This is a genomic window from Marinobacter sp. LV10R520-4 (assembly GCF_002563815.1).
Classification (GTDB): domain Bacteria; phylum Pseudomonadota; class Gammaproteobacteria; order Pseudomonadales; family Oleiphilaceae; genus Marinobacter.
In genome coordinates this window covers 1,034,437-1,050,907 of the sequence record NZ_PDJM01000001.1, presented here as the reverse complement: position 1 = coordinate 1,050,907, position 16,471 = coordinate 1,034,437, and the positions used below count along the sequence as shown (strand labels likewise).

Here is a 16,471-nt window from a genome sequence, read left to right as displayed (position 1 = left end):
CTAGCGGCCAAAAGCGCCGCAAGGAAATCTCTGATGACTGTTGAACTCAATGCCCGCCAAGCCGGACCGGCCGAATCCGGGCGTTTGCCATTAATCGTATTGCACGGGTTGTTCGGTTCGCTGGACAATTTGGGTGGAATAATCCGCCGTTTGGAAGACCGTTGGCAGATCCACGCTCTGGATCAGCGCAACCACGGCCAATCGCCCCACACCGACACGATGGACTACCCAACCATGGCGGCGGACGTGCTGGCCTACATGGATACCCAGGGCCTTGAGCGCGTCTGCGTGCTGGGCCATTCCATGGGTGGCAAAGTGGCGATGCAGCTGGCATTACTGGCGCCGGATCGAATTGACCGGGTGATTGTTGCCGATATTTCGCCGGTTGCTTACAAGCCGCGCCACGATGCCATTCTGGAAGGCCTTAAAGCCATGGATTTGAGCGCGGTAAGCTCGCGCACCGAGGCGGACAGGCAGATGGCAAACTTTGTGGCCGACGCCGGCGTTCGCCAGTTTCTACTGAAAAATCTGGAACGTATTCCGAAGGACCAGGCAATTGAAGGCGGGCCGGTATTTCGCTGGTTGCTGAACCTGGCGACAATCGAGCGTTGCTATTCAGAGCTCACCGATGCTCCGCAAGGTGAAGGCGGGTTCGAAGGGCCGGTGCTGTTTATTAAAGGCGCAGATTCGGCGTATTTACAAAGCAAGCACAAAGACATCATCTTGCAGTTGTTTCCTAACGCTAGCGTAAAGGTGATTGAGGGGACAGGCCATTGGCTGCACGCCGAAAAACCGGACACCTTTGCTACCTTGTGTGTGGACTTTCTTGCTACCGACGATTGAGTCAATATAAGGCTAAGCGTGATGTCTTGAGTCAAAGGACACGCTGGCTTATCTGATACACTCGAAATGTGCAGAGTTTACCATTATCCCTGCCGAACGATGACCGACCCTTTTGCCGGAGCACCCCATGGAAGACGCCGTTAACACCAGCATGCGAAAAGTAGTCTACGAAGAGTTTGGTGACCGTGATGTTTTGCAGCTTGTTGATGCTCCAGTGCCTGAGCCCCAGGCGGGCCAGGTGCTGATCAAGGTTCATGGGGCCGGGCTTAACCCGATTGACTGGAAAACCCGCAAAGGCTTGGGTTTTGTGGCCAAGCAGCTGAGCGAACAAGAGCTGCTGCCGTGGACGCCTGGCTATGATCTGGCCGGTGAGGTTGTCAGCGTGGGCGACAATGTGACCACCTTGGCACCCGGGGACCGGGTGATGGGGCTAGTAGGTTTCGCCCTGACGGGCGGCAGCTACGCCAGTTACGCGCTGGCTCAAGCCGATGAACTGGCCATTGTGCCGGAAAATCTGGATTTGGTGACTGCTGGGGCGATGCCCTTGGCAGCGTTGACCGCCTGGCAGGCGTTATTCGAGGTGGCTGACCTACAGGCCGGGCAAAAAATTCTGATTCACGCCGGTGCCGGCGGTGTCGGGCACTTGGCCGTGCAATTTGCCCTGACCCAAGGCGCCCACGTCATTGCGACCGCTTCAAAGGGCCATCACGATTTTCTAGACCGCCTGGGTGTGCACGAAATCATCGATTACACCACCACCGACGTGGCTCAGGAATGTTTTGGCCTGGATGTGGTGTTGGACCTGGTGGGCAGCGATGCTGGCCGGCGCTCGTTAAACTGTCTGGGTGAAAAAGGTGTGCTGGTAACGGTGCCCACGGTGACCGCAGATGTAATTATCTGTGCCGCCGAAGCCATGGGCCTGAGAGCTCATGGCATGACGGTGCGCCCGGATGTGTTTCATCTTGAGGAAATCGCCGAGCTGATTGAAGACGGCGATGTCACCGTTCATATCGAAACGGTGTTTTCACTGGCAGAGGTAGCGGCCGCCCACGAGTTGCTTGAAGGCGGCCACGTTTGCGGCAAGCTGGTACTGGACTGCCGCGACTGATTGTTTATTTTGCGCCATTGGTTCCGTTACCTTCGGCGTTATCACGGTCTTTGCGTTCCTTGCGCTCTTTTGGTGCGCGGGCCGGAACCAGGCTGATCAGCGTGGAATCTTCATCGGGCTTGAGTTTGTCCATGGATTTCACCGGCGTAATGCGGCCTTTACCATCAAACATAAACAGTACCAGAGCCTGGCTCTGGTACTTGTCCAGAAAGTTTTGATAGCTGAACTCATCGCTAAGCTCGGTGGTTTTTACCGAGTAGCCCTGGCTTACCAAGCTGGCCAGTTTGGCGTAGCTGACGCCGTTGAAAAGGCCGCGTGTCTGTTGGATTTTTTCGGCTGTTTGATGGCGCGCTTTCTGGTCCTGATCGCCTTCCGCCAGGCTGTACACGCTGTTGTCACCAAACCAGTCCAGAAAGTGATAGGTGGCCAGGGAATTCATGTGTTTGTAGGGTGAAATGACCAACAGGTTGCCGACTCCAGTCAAATCCAGCTGGTTAGACGCGTGCTCAGACACCGGGTTACCAAAGTACACCTGCAGATTCTCCATTCGCGCTTGGCGCACGTTCTCCCAGTTGGTGTCCGCAAGCACCACCGGCACCTCGTGTTTCTTTAAAGCGAGGCCAATCATTCGCGCTACCGGGTTAGCCCCCAGAATCAGAAACCCGAACTCCGACGGCTCCATTACATTCAGCAGGTTTGCCAGCGGCCGAGCGGTCAGACTCTGAATGGTTACGGTGGCAATAATCAACATGAACACCAGCGGTACCAGAGCACCCGCGCCATCATAGCCCACTTTTTGCAGTTGGAAGGCGAACAGTGCAGACACCGCTGCGGCAACAATGCCCCGCGGTGCTATCCAGCTTAGGAACAGTTTTTCTCGCCAGTTCAGGCTGGTACCAACAGCCGATAGAAAAATGCTCAGAGGCCGTGCTACCAGCATCAATATGGCCAGTACCCAAGCCAGGCCCCAGCCCAAATCGGCTATGGCAGAAAATTCGATGCGCGCCGCCAGAATGATAAACAGTGCTGAAATCAGCAGTACGCTCAGGGATTCCTTGAACTCCAGAATGCTGTCGACCGGCACCTGCTTCATGTTCGCCATCCAGATACCCATGATGGTCACCGTCAGCAGGCCGGATTCGTGAGCCAGTTCGTTCGACAGTGCATACACGCCTAGCATGAAGGTCAGCGTGCCGGCATTGTGCAGGTATTGGGGCATCCAGTGTTTACGTAGTACCTGACCGTTCATGTAGCCCGCCGCCGCACCTAAAAAAGTGCCTACCGCGATGGTTTTGGCAAAAATATACAGGGAGTGGCCAAATACATTGCCCTGACCCCAAGACACAATGCCCTCGAACACCAGTACTGCCAGCAGGGCGCCAATGGGGTCAATAATAATGCCCTCCCATTGCAGAATATTCGCGAGTTTCGAGCTGGGCCTGACCGAGCGCAGCAGCGGCGCAATCACGGTAGGGCCGGTAACAACCGATATGGCACCAAACAGCAGGGCGATTTCCCAGGAAATGCCCAGAATATAATGCGCCGCCAAGGTGCCGATGGTGCCGGTAACAATTGACCCGATTGGGAGCAAATTGCGAACCATTTTGCCGTGGCCGCGAATTTCGGCAAAGCGCAGTGTCAGGCTCCCTTCAAACAGGATAATGGCCACAGCCAGCGACACCATTGGAAATAGCAGGTCGCCAAACACATCTTCGGGATTCAAGTAGCCCAGCACCGGGCCCGACGCAATACCGCCGGCCAGCAAAAACAGTATGGCCGGCATACGTACACGCCAGGCCAGCCATTGGCAAAACAGTGCTTACGGCCATAAAAATCGGTTCCGTGAATTAGGGTTGGGCGCGTTGTGCGATTTTGTTAAGTAGCCGCGAGGCCGCAAAAAACCCGAAGCTCGCAGTCACCGGGCTGGCGGCGCCAAAGCCGGTGGCGCAATCCAGCCGAACCGGGCCTGCGTTAACCGGTTTTTGCAGGCAGGTTGTACCGTCGGCGGCGGGGTACGTCAGCTGTTCCAGCGAGTATACGGCTTCTATGCCGAAACGCCGCTGCGGATTGCGGGAAAAACCGTACTGCCGGCGCAGCAAGTTGCGTACTTTGGCCAGCAGTGGGTCTTGGGTGGTTTTGCTTAAATCCGCCACGCGGATCTGGGTTGGGTCCATTTGCCCTCCGGCGCCCCCTGCACACACAATCGGCAACTTGTTGCGCTGGCAGTAAGCCAATAAAGCGGCTTTTGGCTTCACACTGTCGATCGCATCGATCACACCGGTGACGTCGGCGGTTATCCGTTGCGGGATGTTATCGATAGTAATAAACGCAAACTGGGTGCGAATATCCGCGGCAGGATTGATGGCCCGCAAACGCTCGGCCATGGCATCGGTTTTCGTTTTACCGTATTGGCCACTGAGCGCGTGCAGCTGGCGGTTGGTGTTGGATACACAGATATCGTCCATATCAATCAGCGTTAGAGTGCCAATACCACTGCGCGCCAAAGCTTCCGCCGCCCAGGAACCCACGCCACCAAGGCCGACAATCGCAATGTGGGCCTGGCGAAAGGCTTCAAGCGCAGTGCGTCCATACAGGCGCTCAATGCCGCCAAAGCGGAAGGCGTAATCGTCGGCATTCATAATCTCTCCATTGGACTTGAGGCTGCTATTGTAACCCAGCGCTGGCAGATACAAAAAAGCTGGAATAATGAAGCAATAGCGCGGAATGTTGACCTTTTGAGCTATGGCCGGCATAACGTTATTGCGTAAAGCTCGGCGTTGCTCTGTGTGGCAATGAACAGCCGTGCACAATTCTTTTAAACTGACCCTGGTGAACAACTATGCGGATTTTGATTGCGGGTGTGTCGGGCGCTATTGGCGCAGCCCTGGCCAAAAAACTCGCGGCACGGGCCGATGTTGAGATTATTGGCCTGTGTCGGCAGCCGGAAAAAGCACCAGCGGTTCTGCGCGAGCGACATCAGGTACTGGCCTGGGATGCAGAAAAACCCGAGGCCCTGGATCAGATTGCCGCGGAACTGGCCGCTGTTGTGCCAAAGGCAGAAGGGCTGGATATGATTATTTACGCTGCGGGCATACTGCACGGAGCGAATATGAAACCAGAGAAGCGCCTGGAAGATTTGCAGGCCAGTTCTCTGGCGCGGGCGATGGCGGTGAATGCCAGTGGTTTCGGATTGCTGGTGCAAGCGTTATTACCTTGGCTGCGGCATAAGCGCGCAAAGCGCATCGTGGCGATTTCCGCCAAGGTAGGGGGCATCGGCGACAATCGTTTGGGGGGTTGGTATGCCTACCGAAGCTCTAAAGCAGCACTGAATATGCTGGTAAAAACGCTGTCTGTAGAATTACCTAGGCGCATGTCGCCGGTGGCTTGTATTGCATTACATCCGGGCACAACCCGCTCAGCATTGAGTGAGCCTTTTTCACAATCGCTGGCTAACCTAGAAGTTCACGATGCGGATGAAACCGCGGCTAACCTGTTAGCGGTGATTGACCAAATTGACGAATCAGCGAATGGCAGCTTTTTATCGTGGGACGGCAGCACGCTGCCTTGGTAAAAGCAGTGTGCCGCCGGTATTCCGTCTGACTAATTCGAGAGCCTGCTCAGCTCATGAAAGGGTTGAGCAGTCGAGTAAAGGTACCCGTTAATTTCAGTGGTGCGCTAAGCACCGACAAAGTGATGCAGTCTTCATGACCAACAGCCACCGGGCGGTGATTGTCGTTATGGTCCAGCACGGCAAAGTCCCACTGATTGAAAATACCATTATTGTCAGAGAATGCACCCTGCAAGACGATAGTGGTCTCGGTCCCGCGGTGGGTGTGGGCCGGCGCTTTGCCTCCGGATGACAGTTTTTGCAATACCACCCTCTCTTTCTGCCCGGGGAAACGATCTGTCACATCGAGCATGCTGACATCGCCAAGCTGGCGCTTCCAAGGCAAATCGTTGATGTCGCAGCCCAGAAGCTTCTTTATGAGGTCTTGACGTTGCTGCGGAGATTTTACAGGCGCCGTCTCGCTATCAATACGAGCAAGAATCGCATCGAATGTTGAAGCGGCCGGTACGGAGCTATCAGTTAAGGGTTGTTGTTCCAACATCACTGCACCCAAGCTTTCCAGGGTATCTACCCGACTACGACAAAGCGCACACTTTTCGAGGTGCAGCCGTATGCAAAGGGCGTGAGGGTCAGACAGTGTACCCGCGCTGAACTCCATCAGGCTTGTACTTTCGGGGTGATGCCGTGTCATTGGTTTTGATCCTGCAAAATCACTTTCAGTTTGTTGAGCGCCAGACGGACCCGGCTTTTTACTGTTCCCAGGGGTATTTGCAATTCGTCAGCAACCATCTGATGAGACTTGCTTTCCATATACACTTTGGCAATAACAGTCGTTTGTTCTTCCGGTAACAAGCTGAGGGATTCGCGTACCCGGCGCTCCGACATCAAGCGAACCAATGACGTAACGGGCTCGTTTTCGTGATCACCGGGGATCTGCCACAGATCTTCAGTCTCTACCGATATTTCGGCGCTGATGCGCTTCATTTTGCGCAACATGTCGATGCGCTGATTTCGAGCAATGGTAAAAATCCAGGTGGATGCCGCTGCTTTGCGCCAATCATAAAGACAGGAACGACGCCAGATCGATACAAACACTTCCTGCACAAGCTCCTCAGCATGATTCGCCATACCGTTGGCCATGGCGTAATACTTAATCTGCGGGCCAAAGTGCTCGAATAGCTGATGGTAAGCCTGTCGGTCCTGGTTTTTCCCTACTTTTACCAGCAGGTTACTCCAAGGGTCGTTACGACCTTCGGCTTTAACCGGCTTCTGATCCAGTGTCATCACCGGACGCTCCTTGACTGTTGCATGATTTGAACTTTGTGTTGTCATCATTCTATGCACTCACCCCAGGTTTGTCAGGTATTGATTTACGCCCGGCTGATACGCTCGGATCACCATCCTCTGTGGTTTACCTTTTAAAGCCCGCAGAAATCGTTGGTTATGGTCGGCGGTAGCAACCGCAGCTTCCAACTACTCCACCACCCAGATCCGCTCCAGCGTCAGCTTGTCGGGGTCAAACTGGTACACGCTGATACCGCCGGTAGACTGGTGCCCCATCGCCAGAATGCCCGCTTCCGGTGAAGTGGCGATGGCGGTGTTGCGGTCGTACTGGCTGCCGTAAGTGACCAGTTTGGGAGACTCTCCGAGATCAAAATACTTCACGGGCCAGGGGCTGCCGGCTTCGTATAGAGCGGCGACATGGCTGTTGTTGCCGAAGCGGAGGTAGTATTCGCTGTTGTGGATGAAGGCGCCGGCGATGGTGAAGTTGTTGAGGCCGGCGGGCGCATCGATGAGTTCACTTTCATCCCAGTTTCGAGGGTCGCCCGTTGCAAAAGGCGCATCATCAAGATAGATCCCACTATGATATCCCGCTAATCGGTGTCGGATTTCCGGTCGATCCGTGTTCCAAAACAATCCAATTCCATTCTCATCCCCACTGATTACCCATTGCCCATCTGGACTGATAGTAGCGTGGGTTTTGGAGGAGTTTCCGCGGAGCTTTGCGGCAGGTTGTTTTGTCACAGCGTTCCAAAGAGTGACGCCCCCATATTTTGAGAACCGTTGACCGCTATTAAGTGGTGAGTGGTCTGCGATTGCTGAGCGATCATTATCGACTCCGGCTGTTACAAAGAAGGTGTTGTTTCGGTCTATGGCGAGGTTGAACAGTTTGCCGGATCCTAAAAAGCTCGGGCTGATGCCATCACTAAGGACAGTACGTTTTGTGTCCCCATAGCCAGAAAACACATTCCAATGCTCATCAGCAAACAAGTAGGTCTCAAGATCGCCACCGATAACGTGGCCGTAGGTTGGGAAGTGCTGAAATCGCTTCAGTACTTTTCCGTCGACCGTTTGTGCAGTAACGATATTGTCTGTGTCCTGCCACAAAAAAGCGTTTTGACCCGGTATAAAATAGGCTCTGTAAAGGTTGGCGTCACCGGAGAGCGTGTCCCACTGTTTTCTTGCAGATCCCATAAAATAAGCTTGTTGTCTCTGTGGGCACTGACGACATAGCGGCCAGACTCCGATACACCCATGGACATAACCGGCCCAGCCCATACTCCTAGGAGGTTGGAGTTCAGCAGGATGCTAATAGGCACAAAGGCACAAAGGCACAAAGGCACCAAGCACCGCGCCTGCCCAGCGCACTTTATTAGCGTTAATAACGGCCAAAATCCACTCCTCCGTCCGATATACGACGTATAATTTCTGCTCTGTAAGAGCGATCGAATACTTCCTCGCTTGGAATTCGCATCCCCGAGTGGCTAAAGAGCCATTTACTTTGATCTGTAGCTAACCAAGATTCGTCAAACAACTTGTTTTCTATAAAACGATCTCGAAACAATCCAGCCCGTTCACCAGCCACTTCATTAAACCCCACATACCCCAACGCAGGCCGTGGCCGTTGTTCCGGAACCCAGTTATTCCCAGCAAGCTTTTTCAAACGCAAAACATAATCTTTGGCCACTTCGGGGCTTACGCTGGCCTGGTGGTTTAGGGGGGCCGGCAGGGTGTAGTCAGACGGCCGCTCGCCGTTGCGCAGGCAGTCTATACAGGGCTGCCATAAAGCATTTGCCTCGGTGAGGATGTTTTTTTCTAACCTGGTCCAGTTTTCCTGAACGGTTTGTTTGAGCGCTTTGGGTGTGGCCAAAGTTCGCTGGGGGTGTGCGGTCATCCACGCCTCGAACCTGAGTGGCAAGTAATCTTTGTATAACTTTTCGACGGCAGGCCCGAAGCCGAAGTTCAGATAACTTGGAAAGCTCCACCATTTTTTATCATAGGCTCCCCTAAAGTATCCGGCTATGTCGTCCAAGGAGTCGTCTGCGGTTGCAGCGATCCATGCGGTAGTGGCTAATGGGTGCTTGAATGACAGGGCTTTCCGCCACAAAGCCTCATCTTTACTATTATCCGCCCCAAGAATGCCGTCGCCACGGGAATGCAGCACCACAATTTTGCGAGCTGCGCTATTGGCGGCAGGAAATACGCCAAGCCCCAGGGGGTGCACGTCCCGGCTGCTGTCGTTGGTGAGGGCATTGTCGGCAACGGCGGGTTGCCAGAGAAACAGGTGTTCGACCAGGTCGCGTTTTCCGATGGTGCCGAGAATGTTCAGGGCGGTGAGCGCTACCCGGGCACCAAGAGAATGCGAGAGCAGGTTGATGGCAATGCCGGCGGCTGCCAGCTGCAGCAAAAGCGGGGCCAGGCGTCGCCCGGATGCCATGGCCTTCAGCTCCGCCTGTATGAAATCGGTGGAGCTCGTATCCCCCGGCCAGGAAATGTTAATGATGCGGCTGTAGGGCGTCCAGTTTTCGCCGTCGAAACCCGCCGCACGGTTCAGTTGGTACTCCAAGTGAACAGCCCAGTTGTGGGCGCCGGCGCCATTCAGATACTCATCGTTCACGGTTTGCGGATCTTGCCAGACACTGGCGCTTTGAGAGTGCCATTCAAGTCGACCCCATGCACCATGAGGAATGTTGTAACCGTGCATAAAAACGAGCGCGTTATTGCCGTTTGCCCGAAAGTAATCCAGTTGTTCGTCCGTGAGTAAGTCTTCAGGAGCGGGCACTTCTTCGCGCAGGTTAATAATCACCGGCGGCGGTAGGTGTATCGCTTTTGCTTTGCGTTCGCCCTGGATGACGGTCAGGTCTACGCCTTCGCTGGGAGTCTGGCCGGGGGTGAAACGGAGCTGTTCACTCACGGTATCGAACCCGATCAAATGCTCTCCCTCCGGCTCTTCGGGGCCGTGCCATCGTGCGTTGCCTGTAACGAGCTTGGCGAAGCGGGCCTCTGCATTAGCAGGCGTATGCTCTTTGCCATCTTGCACTTCGGCAGTGACTAACTTACCGCTCTCATCCTCGATTTTACCGGCATTGATAAAAGCCCTCGGTCGCCCAAGATTGTCAGAACGCCGCAACATCACGTTTGCGGTTTCGTGCTTGCAAACCGGCGCACTGTGGGCCCCGAGAGGCGCAGTGCTGGGGGAGAAGGGTAGGTTGCTAGTGGGTGTCATTCAGGTTCCTTCCTGTGAATGCGTTAATGTTGTAAATGCGTCCAGCGTGTCGGACCAGCAGGCTCCGTGCCTTGCTTTGCGTAAGGCCGCAAGCTCATTCTCGCTCAGCGCGCGGGTAATACCCTGTGCGATGAATAACCCGACGCCTTCTACCAAACCTTGCTCACTCGGTGCACCGAGTGTTTTCAGTTGTTGGAACCAGCAGGAGACAGTCCGGACCTCCAATTCATGGTTGTCCGCCAGGGCTTTTGCCAACAGATTTTGACGGTACACTTCTACTGATGCGAGATTCTCTTGGGTCAATTCCAGAGGCAGTGGGTTCTGCTTACGCAATTCGTCCGGATGTGCCGAGGAGTGGTCTTTTTTCAGGGGCCAGTTGGTGCCAGCATAGCAACCGTGAATTGCGGTTAGCGGGCCGAGAACCCGCAGGCGCTGCTGGTGTGACAGCGATGCGCCAATGCTGCCAAGCGTTGCCGTGTCGGAGTAGCGAAAAAGGCTGTCACCATAAGGGGTGCGAACGGTGTTCAAGCTTATAAGATGATCGCGTACTTCCTCTAACGTCAGCAACGGGCCTTGCAGTGCCAGAGCTTTGGCTTCTGTCCGCCAGTTATGCAGCCATGTTTTACTCTGGCTTGTGGTGGGCTTGATAATTAACGGGCCATTCAGGGCTTGTTCATGGTGTTGCGAATGGATATATGGCAAGTCGTAAATTGGTGCGGGGTCCTGCTCGAACAGCAAGCGCAAAGCATCTGAGTGCTTTGCCTGGTCAACCAGGTACCAGCAGGCATCTGTACTAACGGCGTTTTCGTGATGGTAAAACGACGTGGTTGTGCGAGCCTCGTGGCTCAGGGCTGTGGCGTCCTTCATGGCTGCTTTCATCTATCCTTAGATGGCCGAAATCTGTGCCAGATGTTAGCTCAAGCGGCAGGGCCGGTCAGCTCAAACCCGGGGAAAATGTCAGATTTCTGAAACAGATGCCGCAAAATGCGAAGGGGCGCCCACTTGGGCGCCCCTTGTTGTTGCTGTACGCAGCTATGTTACTTGCTGCTAACAAACTCCGGGTAGGCTTCCATGCCACACTCGGCAATATCCACGCCTTCGTACTCTTCCTCTTCAGTGACGCGTATGCCCATGATCGCCTTGATGATGCCCCAGGTAACCATACTGGCCAGGAATACCCAGACGAAGATGGTGGCAGCGCCAATCAACTGGCCACTGAAGCTGGCTCCACTGTTGGTGACCGGCACCAGCAGCAGGCCGAGCAGACCACAAACGCCGTGAGCTGAAATGGCACCGACCGGATCATCAATGCGCAGTTTGTCCAGGCCAATAATGCTGAACACGACTGCGATACCGCCGAGCGCGCCCCAAAGAGTTGCCTGTAAAGCCGTTGGTGTGGAGGGCTCGGCGGTAATAACCACCAGGCCAGCGATAGCACCGTTCAGCAACATGGTTAAATCTGCTTTACCAAACAGTATGCGGGCGGTAATCAGCGCGGCAATAGAACCACCCGCGGCGGCGGCGTTGGTGTTCAGAAACACCATGGCGACCGAATTGGCACTGGCGATATCGCCCAGTTTAAGTACCGAGCCGCCGTTAAAACCAAACCAGCCCATCCACAGAATAAAAGTGCCAAGAGCTGCCAGAGGCAGGTTGGCGCCGGGAATAGCGCGGATTTCGCCATTTGAGCCATACTTGCCTTTGCGCGCCCCGAGCAGTATTACGCCTGCCAGAGCGGCTGAGGCACCGGCCATGTGCACGATTCCGGAGCCGGCAAAGTCACTGAAACCAAGATCGCCGAGGTTATACAGGCCGAACACATCACTGCCGCCCCAGGTCCATGAGCCTTCCATTGGGTAAATGACGCCTGTCATTACCACCGCAAAGACCAGGAATGCCCAGAGTTTCATGCGCTCGGCGACAGCGCCGGAGACGATGGACATAGCCGTCGCCACGAACACGACCTGGAAGAAAAAGTCTGACGGGGCAGAGTAGATGGAACCGCCTTCAAAACCGTCTTCACGGCCGGCAAAGTCGGCAAGCACTGAGGCTGTGTCTGTTACGCCGATGCCTGACAGCAGGATTGAGCCGTCATACATAATGGCGTAACCACACACCAGGTACATAATGCAGGCGATAGAATACAGAGCCACGTTTTTGGTGAGTATTTCGGTGGTGTTTTTAGCGCGCACCAAGCCAGATTCGAGCATGGCAAAGCCGGCGGCCATCCACATGACCAAGGCACCGCACATCAGAAAATAAAAGGTATCAATCGCGTACTGTAACTGAAAGACATTGCTGTCCATACAAGACCCTCCGCACAAGGCTCTATTAAATGAAAAAGTTTTTTGCGCTGGTAGTTAAAGCATCAGAACGGGTTCAGACCGCTTCCTCGCCCGTTTCGCCGGTACGAATCCGGATGGCCTGCTGTAACTCGGTCACAAAGATTTTGCCATCACCAATTTTTCCGGTGTTGGCGGCCTTGGTGATGGACTCGATCACCTGGTCCATCAGATCATCGCCAATGGCGACCTCTACTTTTACTTTGGGCAAGAAATCCACCACGTATTCAGCGCCGCGATACAGTTCGGTGTGGCCCTTCTGGCGCCCGAAGCCTTTAACTTCCGTGACGGTGACACCCTGAACACCGATCTCGGACAAGGCTTCACGCACGTCATCCAATTTGAATGGCTTAATGATTGCTGTAATCAGTTTCATTGATTTCTCCTTAGTAAAACTGTGCCGATCGGCAGCGCCATAATGCTGCTGACTGGGACCGGGATGCGGCCGCCCCGCACGACAATTGTGCGGATTGTGTATGGGGCTTTAGCATCGAATGTGCCAACGCAAAAAAATAGTTTAAAAACAGTAATATAAAATTATATTAATGGTTTTAGGTTGATTTACCCTGCACCAAAATGGCGCGTTTTGAACGCCATGGAATCATAATAGCGCGTTCTACTACACTCTTTGCATCCTTAATGCTCTGCGGATTCGCTTCCGCCGACACATTATGGCAGGGCAGGCGGTGTGATACACTGTTGTGCAATAATTCTGCGGTAGATGGGGCCTTTGAAGGCGCTGCCGCAAAGCTTGTTTCGGCGTGTTTACACAGATAAGGGGTGTTCATGAAAGGTCCACAAGACATTTTTACCCAGCTGCAGGGTCAGTTTGGTCAGTTTGTACCGGATATGGCCCGTGCTGCCAAAGACGACTTTGAAGCGCAGGCGCGGGCCAGTGTTGCCTCGGTAATGTCGCGTCTTGAATTGGTTACTCGCGAAGAGTTTGACGCCCAGCAAGCGGTATTGTTAAAAACCCGCGCCATGGTGGAAGCCCTGGAAGCCCGCGTAACAGAACTGGAGCAGTCAACCAAAGGCTGACGGAAAATAATAACCATGGAAGGTTACTATGCTTGCTATTGTTCAAACCCGTGCCTGTGTTGGCGTGTCTGCGCCGGCTGTTAGCGTTGAAGTACACCTGTCCGGCGGCTTGCCGGCGCTGTCGATTGTTGGTTTGCCAGAAACCGGTGTGCGCGAAAGCCGAGAGCGGGTGCGCAGCGCCCTGATTAACGCCGGTTTTGATTTCCCCGCACGTCGAATTACCATCAATCTTGCCCCTGCCGATCTGCCCAAAGAGGGCGGCCGTTTCGACCTGCCCATTGCCCTTGGTATTCTGGCGGCTTCTGGCCAGATTCCAGCCGAGGCGTTGAACACCTGCGAATTTGTCGGTGAGCTGTCGCTAGATGGCGCGCTGCGCCCTTTGAAAGGTGTGTTACCCGCAGTTTTAGCGGCTCGCGCAGAGGGCCGCCAACTGTTGGTGCCCCAAGCTAACGCCGCCGAGGCGGCATTGGCCAGCGAACACGACGTGCTGGCTGCCAGCCATTTGCTGGCTGTGTGTGAGCATTTGCATGGGCGTGCCCGGCTTGTGCCTCTGGCGCCGGCGGATTTGAGTGGCGCTGACAGCGGGCAGGCATCAAGCGGCCCCGATCTGGCTGATGTTCGTGGCCAGCAAGTGCCGCGCCGGGCGTTGGAAGTAGCCGCTGCGGGTGGTCACAATCTATTGCTATTTGGCCCGCCTGGAACCGGTAAAAGTATGCTCGCCAGCCGTCTGCCGGGCATTATGCCGGCACTTGCCGATACTGCTGCAATGGAAGTGGCGAGCGTGCATTCTGTAGCAGGTCTGGCAATGGCCGAAGGCGGTTGGCGCCAGCCGCCTTTTCGGGCGCCACACCATACTGCTTCGGCGGTGGCTATGGTCGGCGGCGGCAGCAGTCCGCGACCCGGAGAGATTTCATTGGCCCATCGCGGCGTGCTGTTTTTGGATGAACTGCCGGAATTTGAGCGGCGGGTGCTGGAAGTGCTGCGCGAACCTATGGAAACTGGCGAAATTCACATCAGCCGTGCTGCGCGCCAAGTTACATTTCCCGCTCGATTTATGGTGATAGGTGCCATGAACCCGTGTCCCTGTGGTTACAGTGGCCACCCCTCCATCGAATGCCAGTGTAGTCCCGCCCAGATTATCCGCTATCGCTCGAAGATCTCTGGCCCGCTGCTGGACCGTTTCGACTTGCACGTAGAAGTGCCTGTGCAAGGCGGTGATGTTTTTATGCAGCACGGCGAGCCCGGCGAGAGCAGTGCCCGGGTGCGAGCACGAGTTGTAGCTGCACGCAGCTTACAGAACGCCAGAGGTACGTTGAATGCCGAGTTGTCGGGCAAGGCGTTGCAAACGGCTTGTCAGCTGGATAGTGACAGTGAGCAACTGTTGCTGCGGGCCATGGAAAAACTCGGGCTTTCTGCTCGGGCCTTGCATCGAATACTGCGAGTTGCACGCACGCTGGCGGACCTTGATGCCAGTGCCGATGTGGCCCGCGCCCACCTGGTGGAAGCTCTGGGTTACCGGCAGTTAGACCGCCGTAACGGCCAAAGTTCTCTGGTTTCATCTTGAGCCGCTGTCTTGAACCGTTGTCGTTAGCTCACCCTGTACTCTGGTGAACGGGCGTCTGGTAAACTGGCACTATCGATTCGCCAGAATCCGCCAGCCGCGGTTTGAGGATGCATAATGACTGATGAAAATACCCCAAAGGCTCACGCTAAAAATGGCCGTTCCGATGAGTCCCCGGTAACCACCCGCCGCGGTGTACGCAGTTTCGTGCTGCGCCAGGGCCGGATGACCGAGGGCCAGCGCAAAGCCTACGAACGTAGCTGGCCCACATTCGGCCTGACTCGGGAGCACGGCATGATTGATCCGCGCCAGGTGTTTGGCCGCGATGCCATGCTGAATCTCGAAATAGGTTTTGGTATGGGGCGCTCGCTGGCGGACATGGCGGAGGCCGCGCCAGAGCAGGACTTTATTGGCGTGGAAGTGCACCTGCCGGGTGTAGGTGCTTTGCTAAAAGACATCGAAGACCGTGGATTGGAAAACATCCGCATTTACAGCATTGATGCCAACGACGTAATTGACCTGTGCCTGGCGGATGCCTGCCTTGACCGGGTAATGGTATTTTTCCCGGACCCCTGGCACAAAAAACGCCATCACAAGCGCCGCCTGGTACAGCAGGAATTTGTTCAACGCCTTCGCCACAAGCTAAGAGTTGGGGGGGTTCTGCACCTGGCCACAGACTGGGAAAACTACGCTGAACACATGATGGACGTGATGGCTGATTCCGAAGGCTTTGCCAATACCCAAAGTGAAGGTGGTTTCTCGCCGAAACCGGAAGGCCGCCCGGTGACCAAATTCGAACAGCGCGGCGAGCGTCTGGGCCACGGTGTCTGGGATTTGTTGTTTTATCGAACCAACTGATAAACGGCCAGCTTATGCGTGGGTAAGCGGATGACGCCGGGCGGCGCGAATAATCACCAGGCCCGCGCTGCCCAGCAGTAAACCGGTAAATTTCACTAACGCAGAAAACGTGGCAATCAGGCTGAGCAGGTCGTCTGGCTCCTTCAAATTGTTCAGTAGCAACAGGTTTTCAACGCAATCGCTGACGGCCGCCAGCGCAAAGAGAATAATCACCCAACGGCCTGCCGTGCGTTCACGCACACCGGGGCGGTCTTTTAAAAGATGGCGGGTTAGCAGAAGCAGGGTAGCGGAATAGAGCGCAACCAGTAAAAAATCCAAAAGTAACGAGACTCTGGCCCACGCTTGTTGTTGCGGGCTCCAGCTTTGCAATATATCGCGTGTATGTGCAGCGTTGCCGGCCAGCTGTAGATTAACAATGCCTTGAGGCGCCTGGGGCGTATGCAGCAACTGGTTGATCAGCAGCAGGGCGATAGCGAGGAGTGCGGACAGCGCAAGGCCGGCCTTTAGTCGCGCAGGCAGCCGCCGCCTGTTTGGCGGGCGTTGAGTTGGGGCAGATTCCATCGGGTGTGCTCCCTTGCCACTGGCGCCAAGATTATTGCCGCCTCTATCATCGCTGGCATCACGTTGCCATCACACTGACATCACA

General features: G+C 55.1%; 17 protein-coding genes. 6 read left to right on the top strand and 11 right to left on the bottom strand.

The window, feature by feature from the left end; genetic code table 11:
• Positions 1–33: 33 nt before the first annotated feature.
• The gene (locus tag ATG98_RS04960) at positions 34–843 is read left to right on the top strand and encodes an alpha/beta fold hydrolase (protein ID WP_098419734.1); all 810 of its coding nucleotides are present in this window, start codon (positions 34–36) and stop codon (positions 841–843) included.
• Positions 844–970: 127 nt separating this feature from the next.
• Positions 971–1,951 (top strand): NADP-dependent oxidoreductase, encoded by a 981-nt coding sequence (locus ATG98_RS04955; RefSeq protein ID WP_098422270.1) that lies wholly within the window; start codon positions 971–973, stop codon positions 1,949–1,951.
• Positions 1,952–1,955: 4 nt separating this feature from the next.
• Here ATG98_RS04955 and ATG98_RS04950 read toward each other — a convergent pair whose 3' ends face one another.
• Together ATG98_RS04950 and tcdA are read right to left on the bottom strand one after the other, a co-directional pair.
• Positions 1,956–3,767 (bottom strand): cation:proton antiporter, encoded by a 1,812-nt coding sequence (locus tag ATG98_RS04950; protein ID WP_098422269.1) that lies wholly within the window; start codon positions 3,765–3,767, stop codon positions 1,956–1,958.
• A gap of 31 nt (positions 3,768–3,798) precedes the next feature.
• Positions 3,799–4,590 (bottom strand): tRNA cyclic N6-threonylcarbamoyladenosine(37) synthase TcdA, encoded by a 792-nt coding sequence (gene tcdA / locus ATG98_RS04945; RefSeq protein ID WP_098421736.1) that lies wholly within the window; start codon positions 4,588–4,590, stop codon positions 3,799–3,801.
• Positions 4,591–4,790: 200 nt separating this feature from the next.
• Between tcdA and ATG98_RS04940 the strand changes: the two genes are divergently transcribed.
• A complete protein-coding gene (locus ATG98_RS04940) occupies positions 4,791–5,522 on the top strand; it encodes an SDR family NAD(P)-dependent oxidoreductase (protein ID WP_098419730.1) in 732 nt (243 codons plus the stop codon).
• Between the two features lie 46 nt (positions 5,523–5,568).
• Here ATG98_RS04940 and ATG98_RS04935 read toward each other — a convergent pair whose 3' ends face one another.
• From ATG98_RS04935 to ATG98_RS04900, 8 genes are all read right to left on the bottom strand, one after another.
• Positions 5,569–6,210 (bottom strand): ChrR family anti-sigma-E factor, encoded by a 642-nt coding sequence (locus ATG98_RS04935; protein ID WP_098422268.1) that lies wholly within the window; start codon positions 6,208–6,210, stop codon positions 5,569–5,571.
• The gene (locus tag ATG98_RS04930) at positions 6,207–6,806 is read right to left on the bottom strand and encodes a sigma-70 family RNA polymerase sigma factor (protein WP_098419728.1); all 600 of its coding nucleotides are present in this window, start codon (positions 6,804–6,806) and stop codon (positions 6,207–6,209) included. Before ATG98_RS04930 ends, ATG98_RS04935 begins: the two co-directional genes overlap by 4 nt.
• A 186-nt stretch (positions 6,807–6,992) precedes the next feature.
• Positions 6,993–7,994 (bottom strand): WD40 repeat domain-containing protein, encoded by a 1,002-nt coding sequence (locus ATG98_RS04925; protein WP_098422267.1) that lies wholly within the window; start codon positions 7,992–7,994, stop codon positions 6,993–6,995.
• Between the two features lie 184 nt (positions 7,995–8,178).
• Entirely contained in the window at positions 8,179–10,026 is a 1,848-nt protein-coding gene (locus ATG98_RS04920) for an alpha/beta hydrolase (RefSeq protein ID WP_098422266.1), read from the bottom strand.
• Positions 10,027–10,893 carry a DUF4123 domain-containing protein gene (locus ATG98_RS04915; RefSeq protein ID WP_179888050.1) on the bottom strand — a complete coding sequence of 289 codons (867 nt, stop codon included), beginning with the start codon at positions 10,891–10,893 and terminating at the stop codon, positions 10,027–10,029.
• 170 nt (positions 10,894–11,063) lie between these two features.
• A complete protein-coding gene (locus tag ATG98_RS04910) occupies positions 11,064–12,332 on the bottom strand; it encodes an ammonium transporter (protein ID WP_098422264.1) in 1,269 nt (422 codons plus the stop codon).
• A 73-nt stretch (positions 12,333–12,405) separates the two neighbouring features.
• Entirely contained in the window at positions 12,406–12,744 is a 339-nt protein-coding gene (gene glnK / locus ATG98_RS04905; protein ID WP_007350272.1) for a P-II family nitrogen regulator, read from the bottom strand.
• 175 nt (positions 12,745–12,919) lie between these two features.
• Positions 12,920–13,156: a hypothetical protein gene (locus tag ATG98_RS04900; protein WP_098422263.1), complete on the bottom strand. Its 237-nt coding sequence runs from the start codon at positions 13,154–13,156 to the stop codon at positions 12,920–12,922.
• On the opposite strand from ATG98_RS04900, the gene ATG98_RS04895 reads away from it, so the two are divergent.
• From ATG98_RS04895 to trmB, 3 genes are all read left to right on the top strand, one after another.
• Positions 13,155–13,406: an accessory factor UbiK family protein gene (locus ATG98_RS04895; protein ID WP_098419722.1), complete on the top strand. Its 252-nt coding sequence runs from the start codon at positions 13,155–13,157 to the stop codon at positions 13,404–13,406. The two genes, ATG98_RS04900 and ATG98_RS04895, sit on opposite strands and share 2 nt — an antisense overlap.
• Before the next feature lie 28 nt (positions 13,407–13,434).
• Complete coding sequence (locus ATG98_RS04890; RefSeq protein WP_098422262.1) at positions 13,435–14,970, top strand: YifB family Mg chelatase-like AAA ATPase; 1,536 nt, start codon at positions 13,435–13,437, stop codon at positions 14,968–14,970.
• Positions 14,971–15,084: 114 nt separating this feature from the next.
• Positions 15,085–15,825, top strand: a complete 741-nt coding sequence (gene trmB / locus ATG98_RS04885; protein ID WP_098422261.1) for a tRNA (guanosine(46)-N7)-methyltransferase TrmB — start codon at positions 15,085–15,087, stop codon at positions 15,823–15,825.
• Positions 15,826–15,837: 12 nt separating this feature from the next.
• Here the strand turns inward: trmB and ATG98_RS04880 are convergent, their stop codons facing one another.
• On the bottom strand, positions 15,838–16,386 hold the full coding sequence (locus tag ATG98_RS04880; RefSeq protein WP_098422260.1) for a hypothetical protein: 549 nt from the start codon (positions 16,384–16,386) through the stop codon (positions 15,838–15,840).
• Positions 16,387–16,471 lie beyond the last annotated feature (85 nt).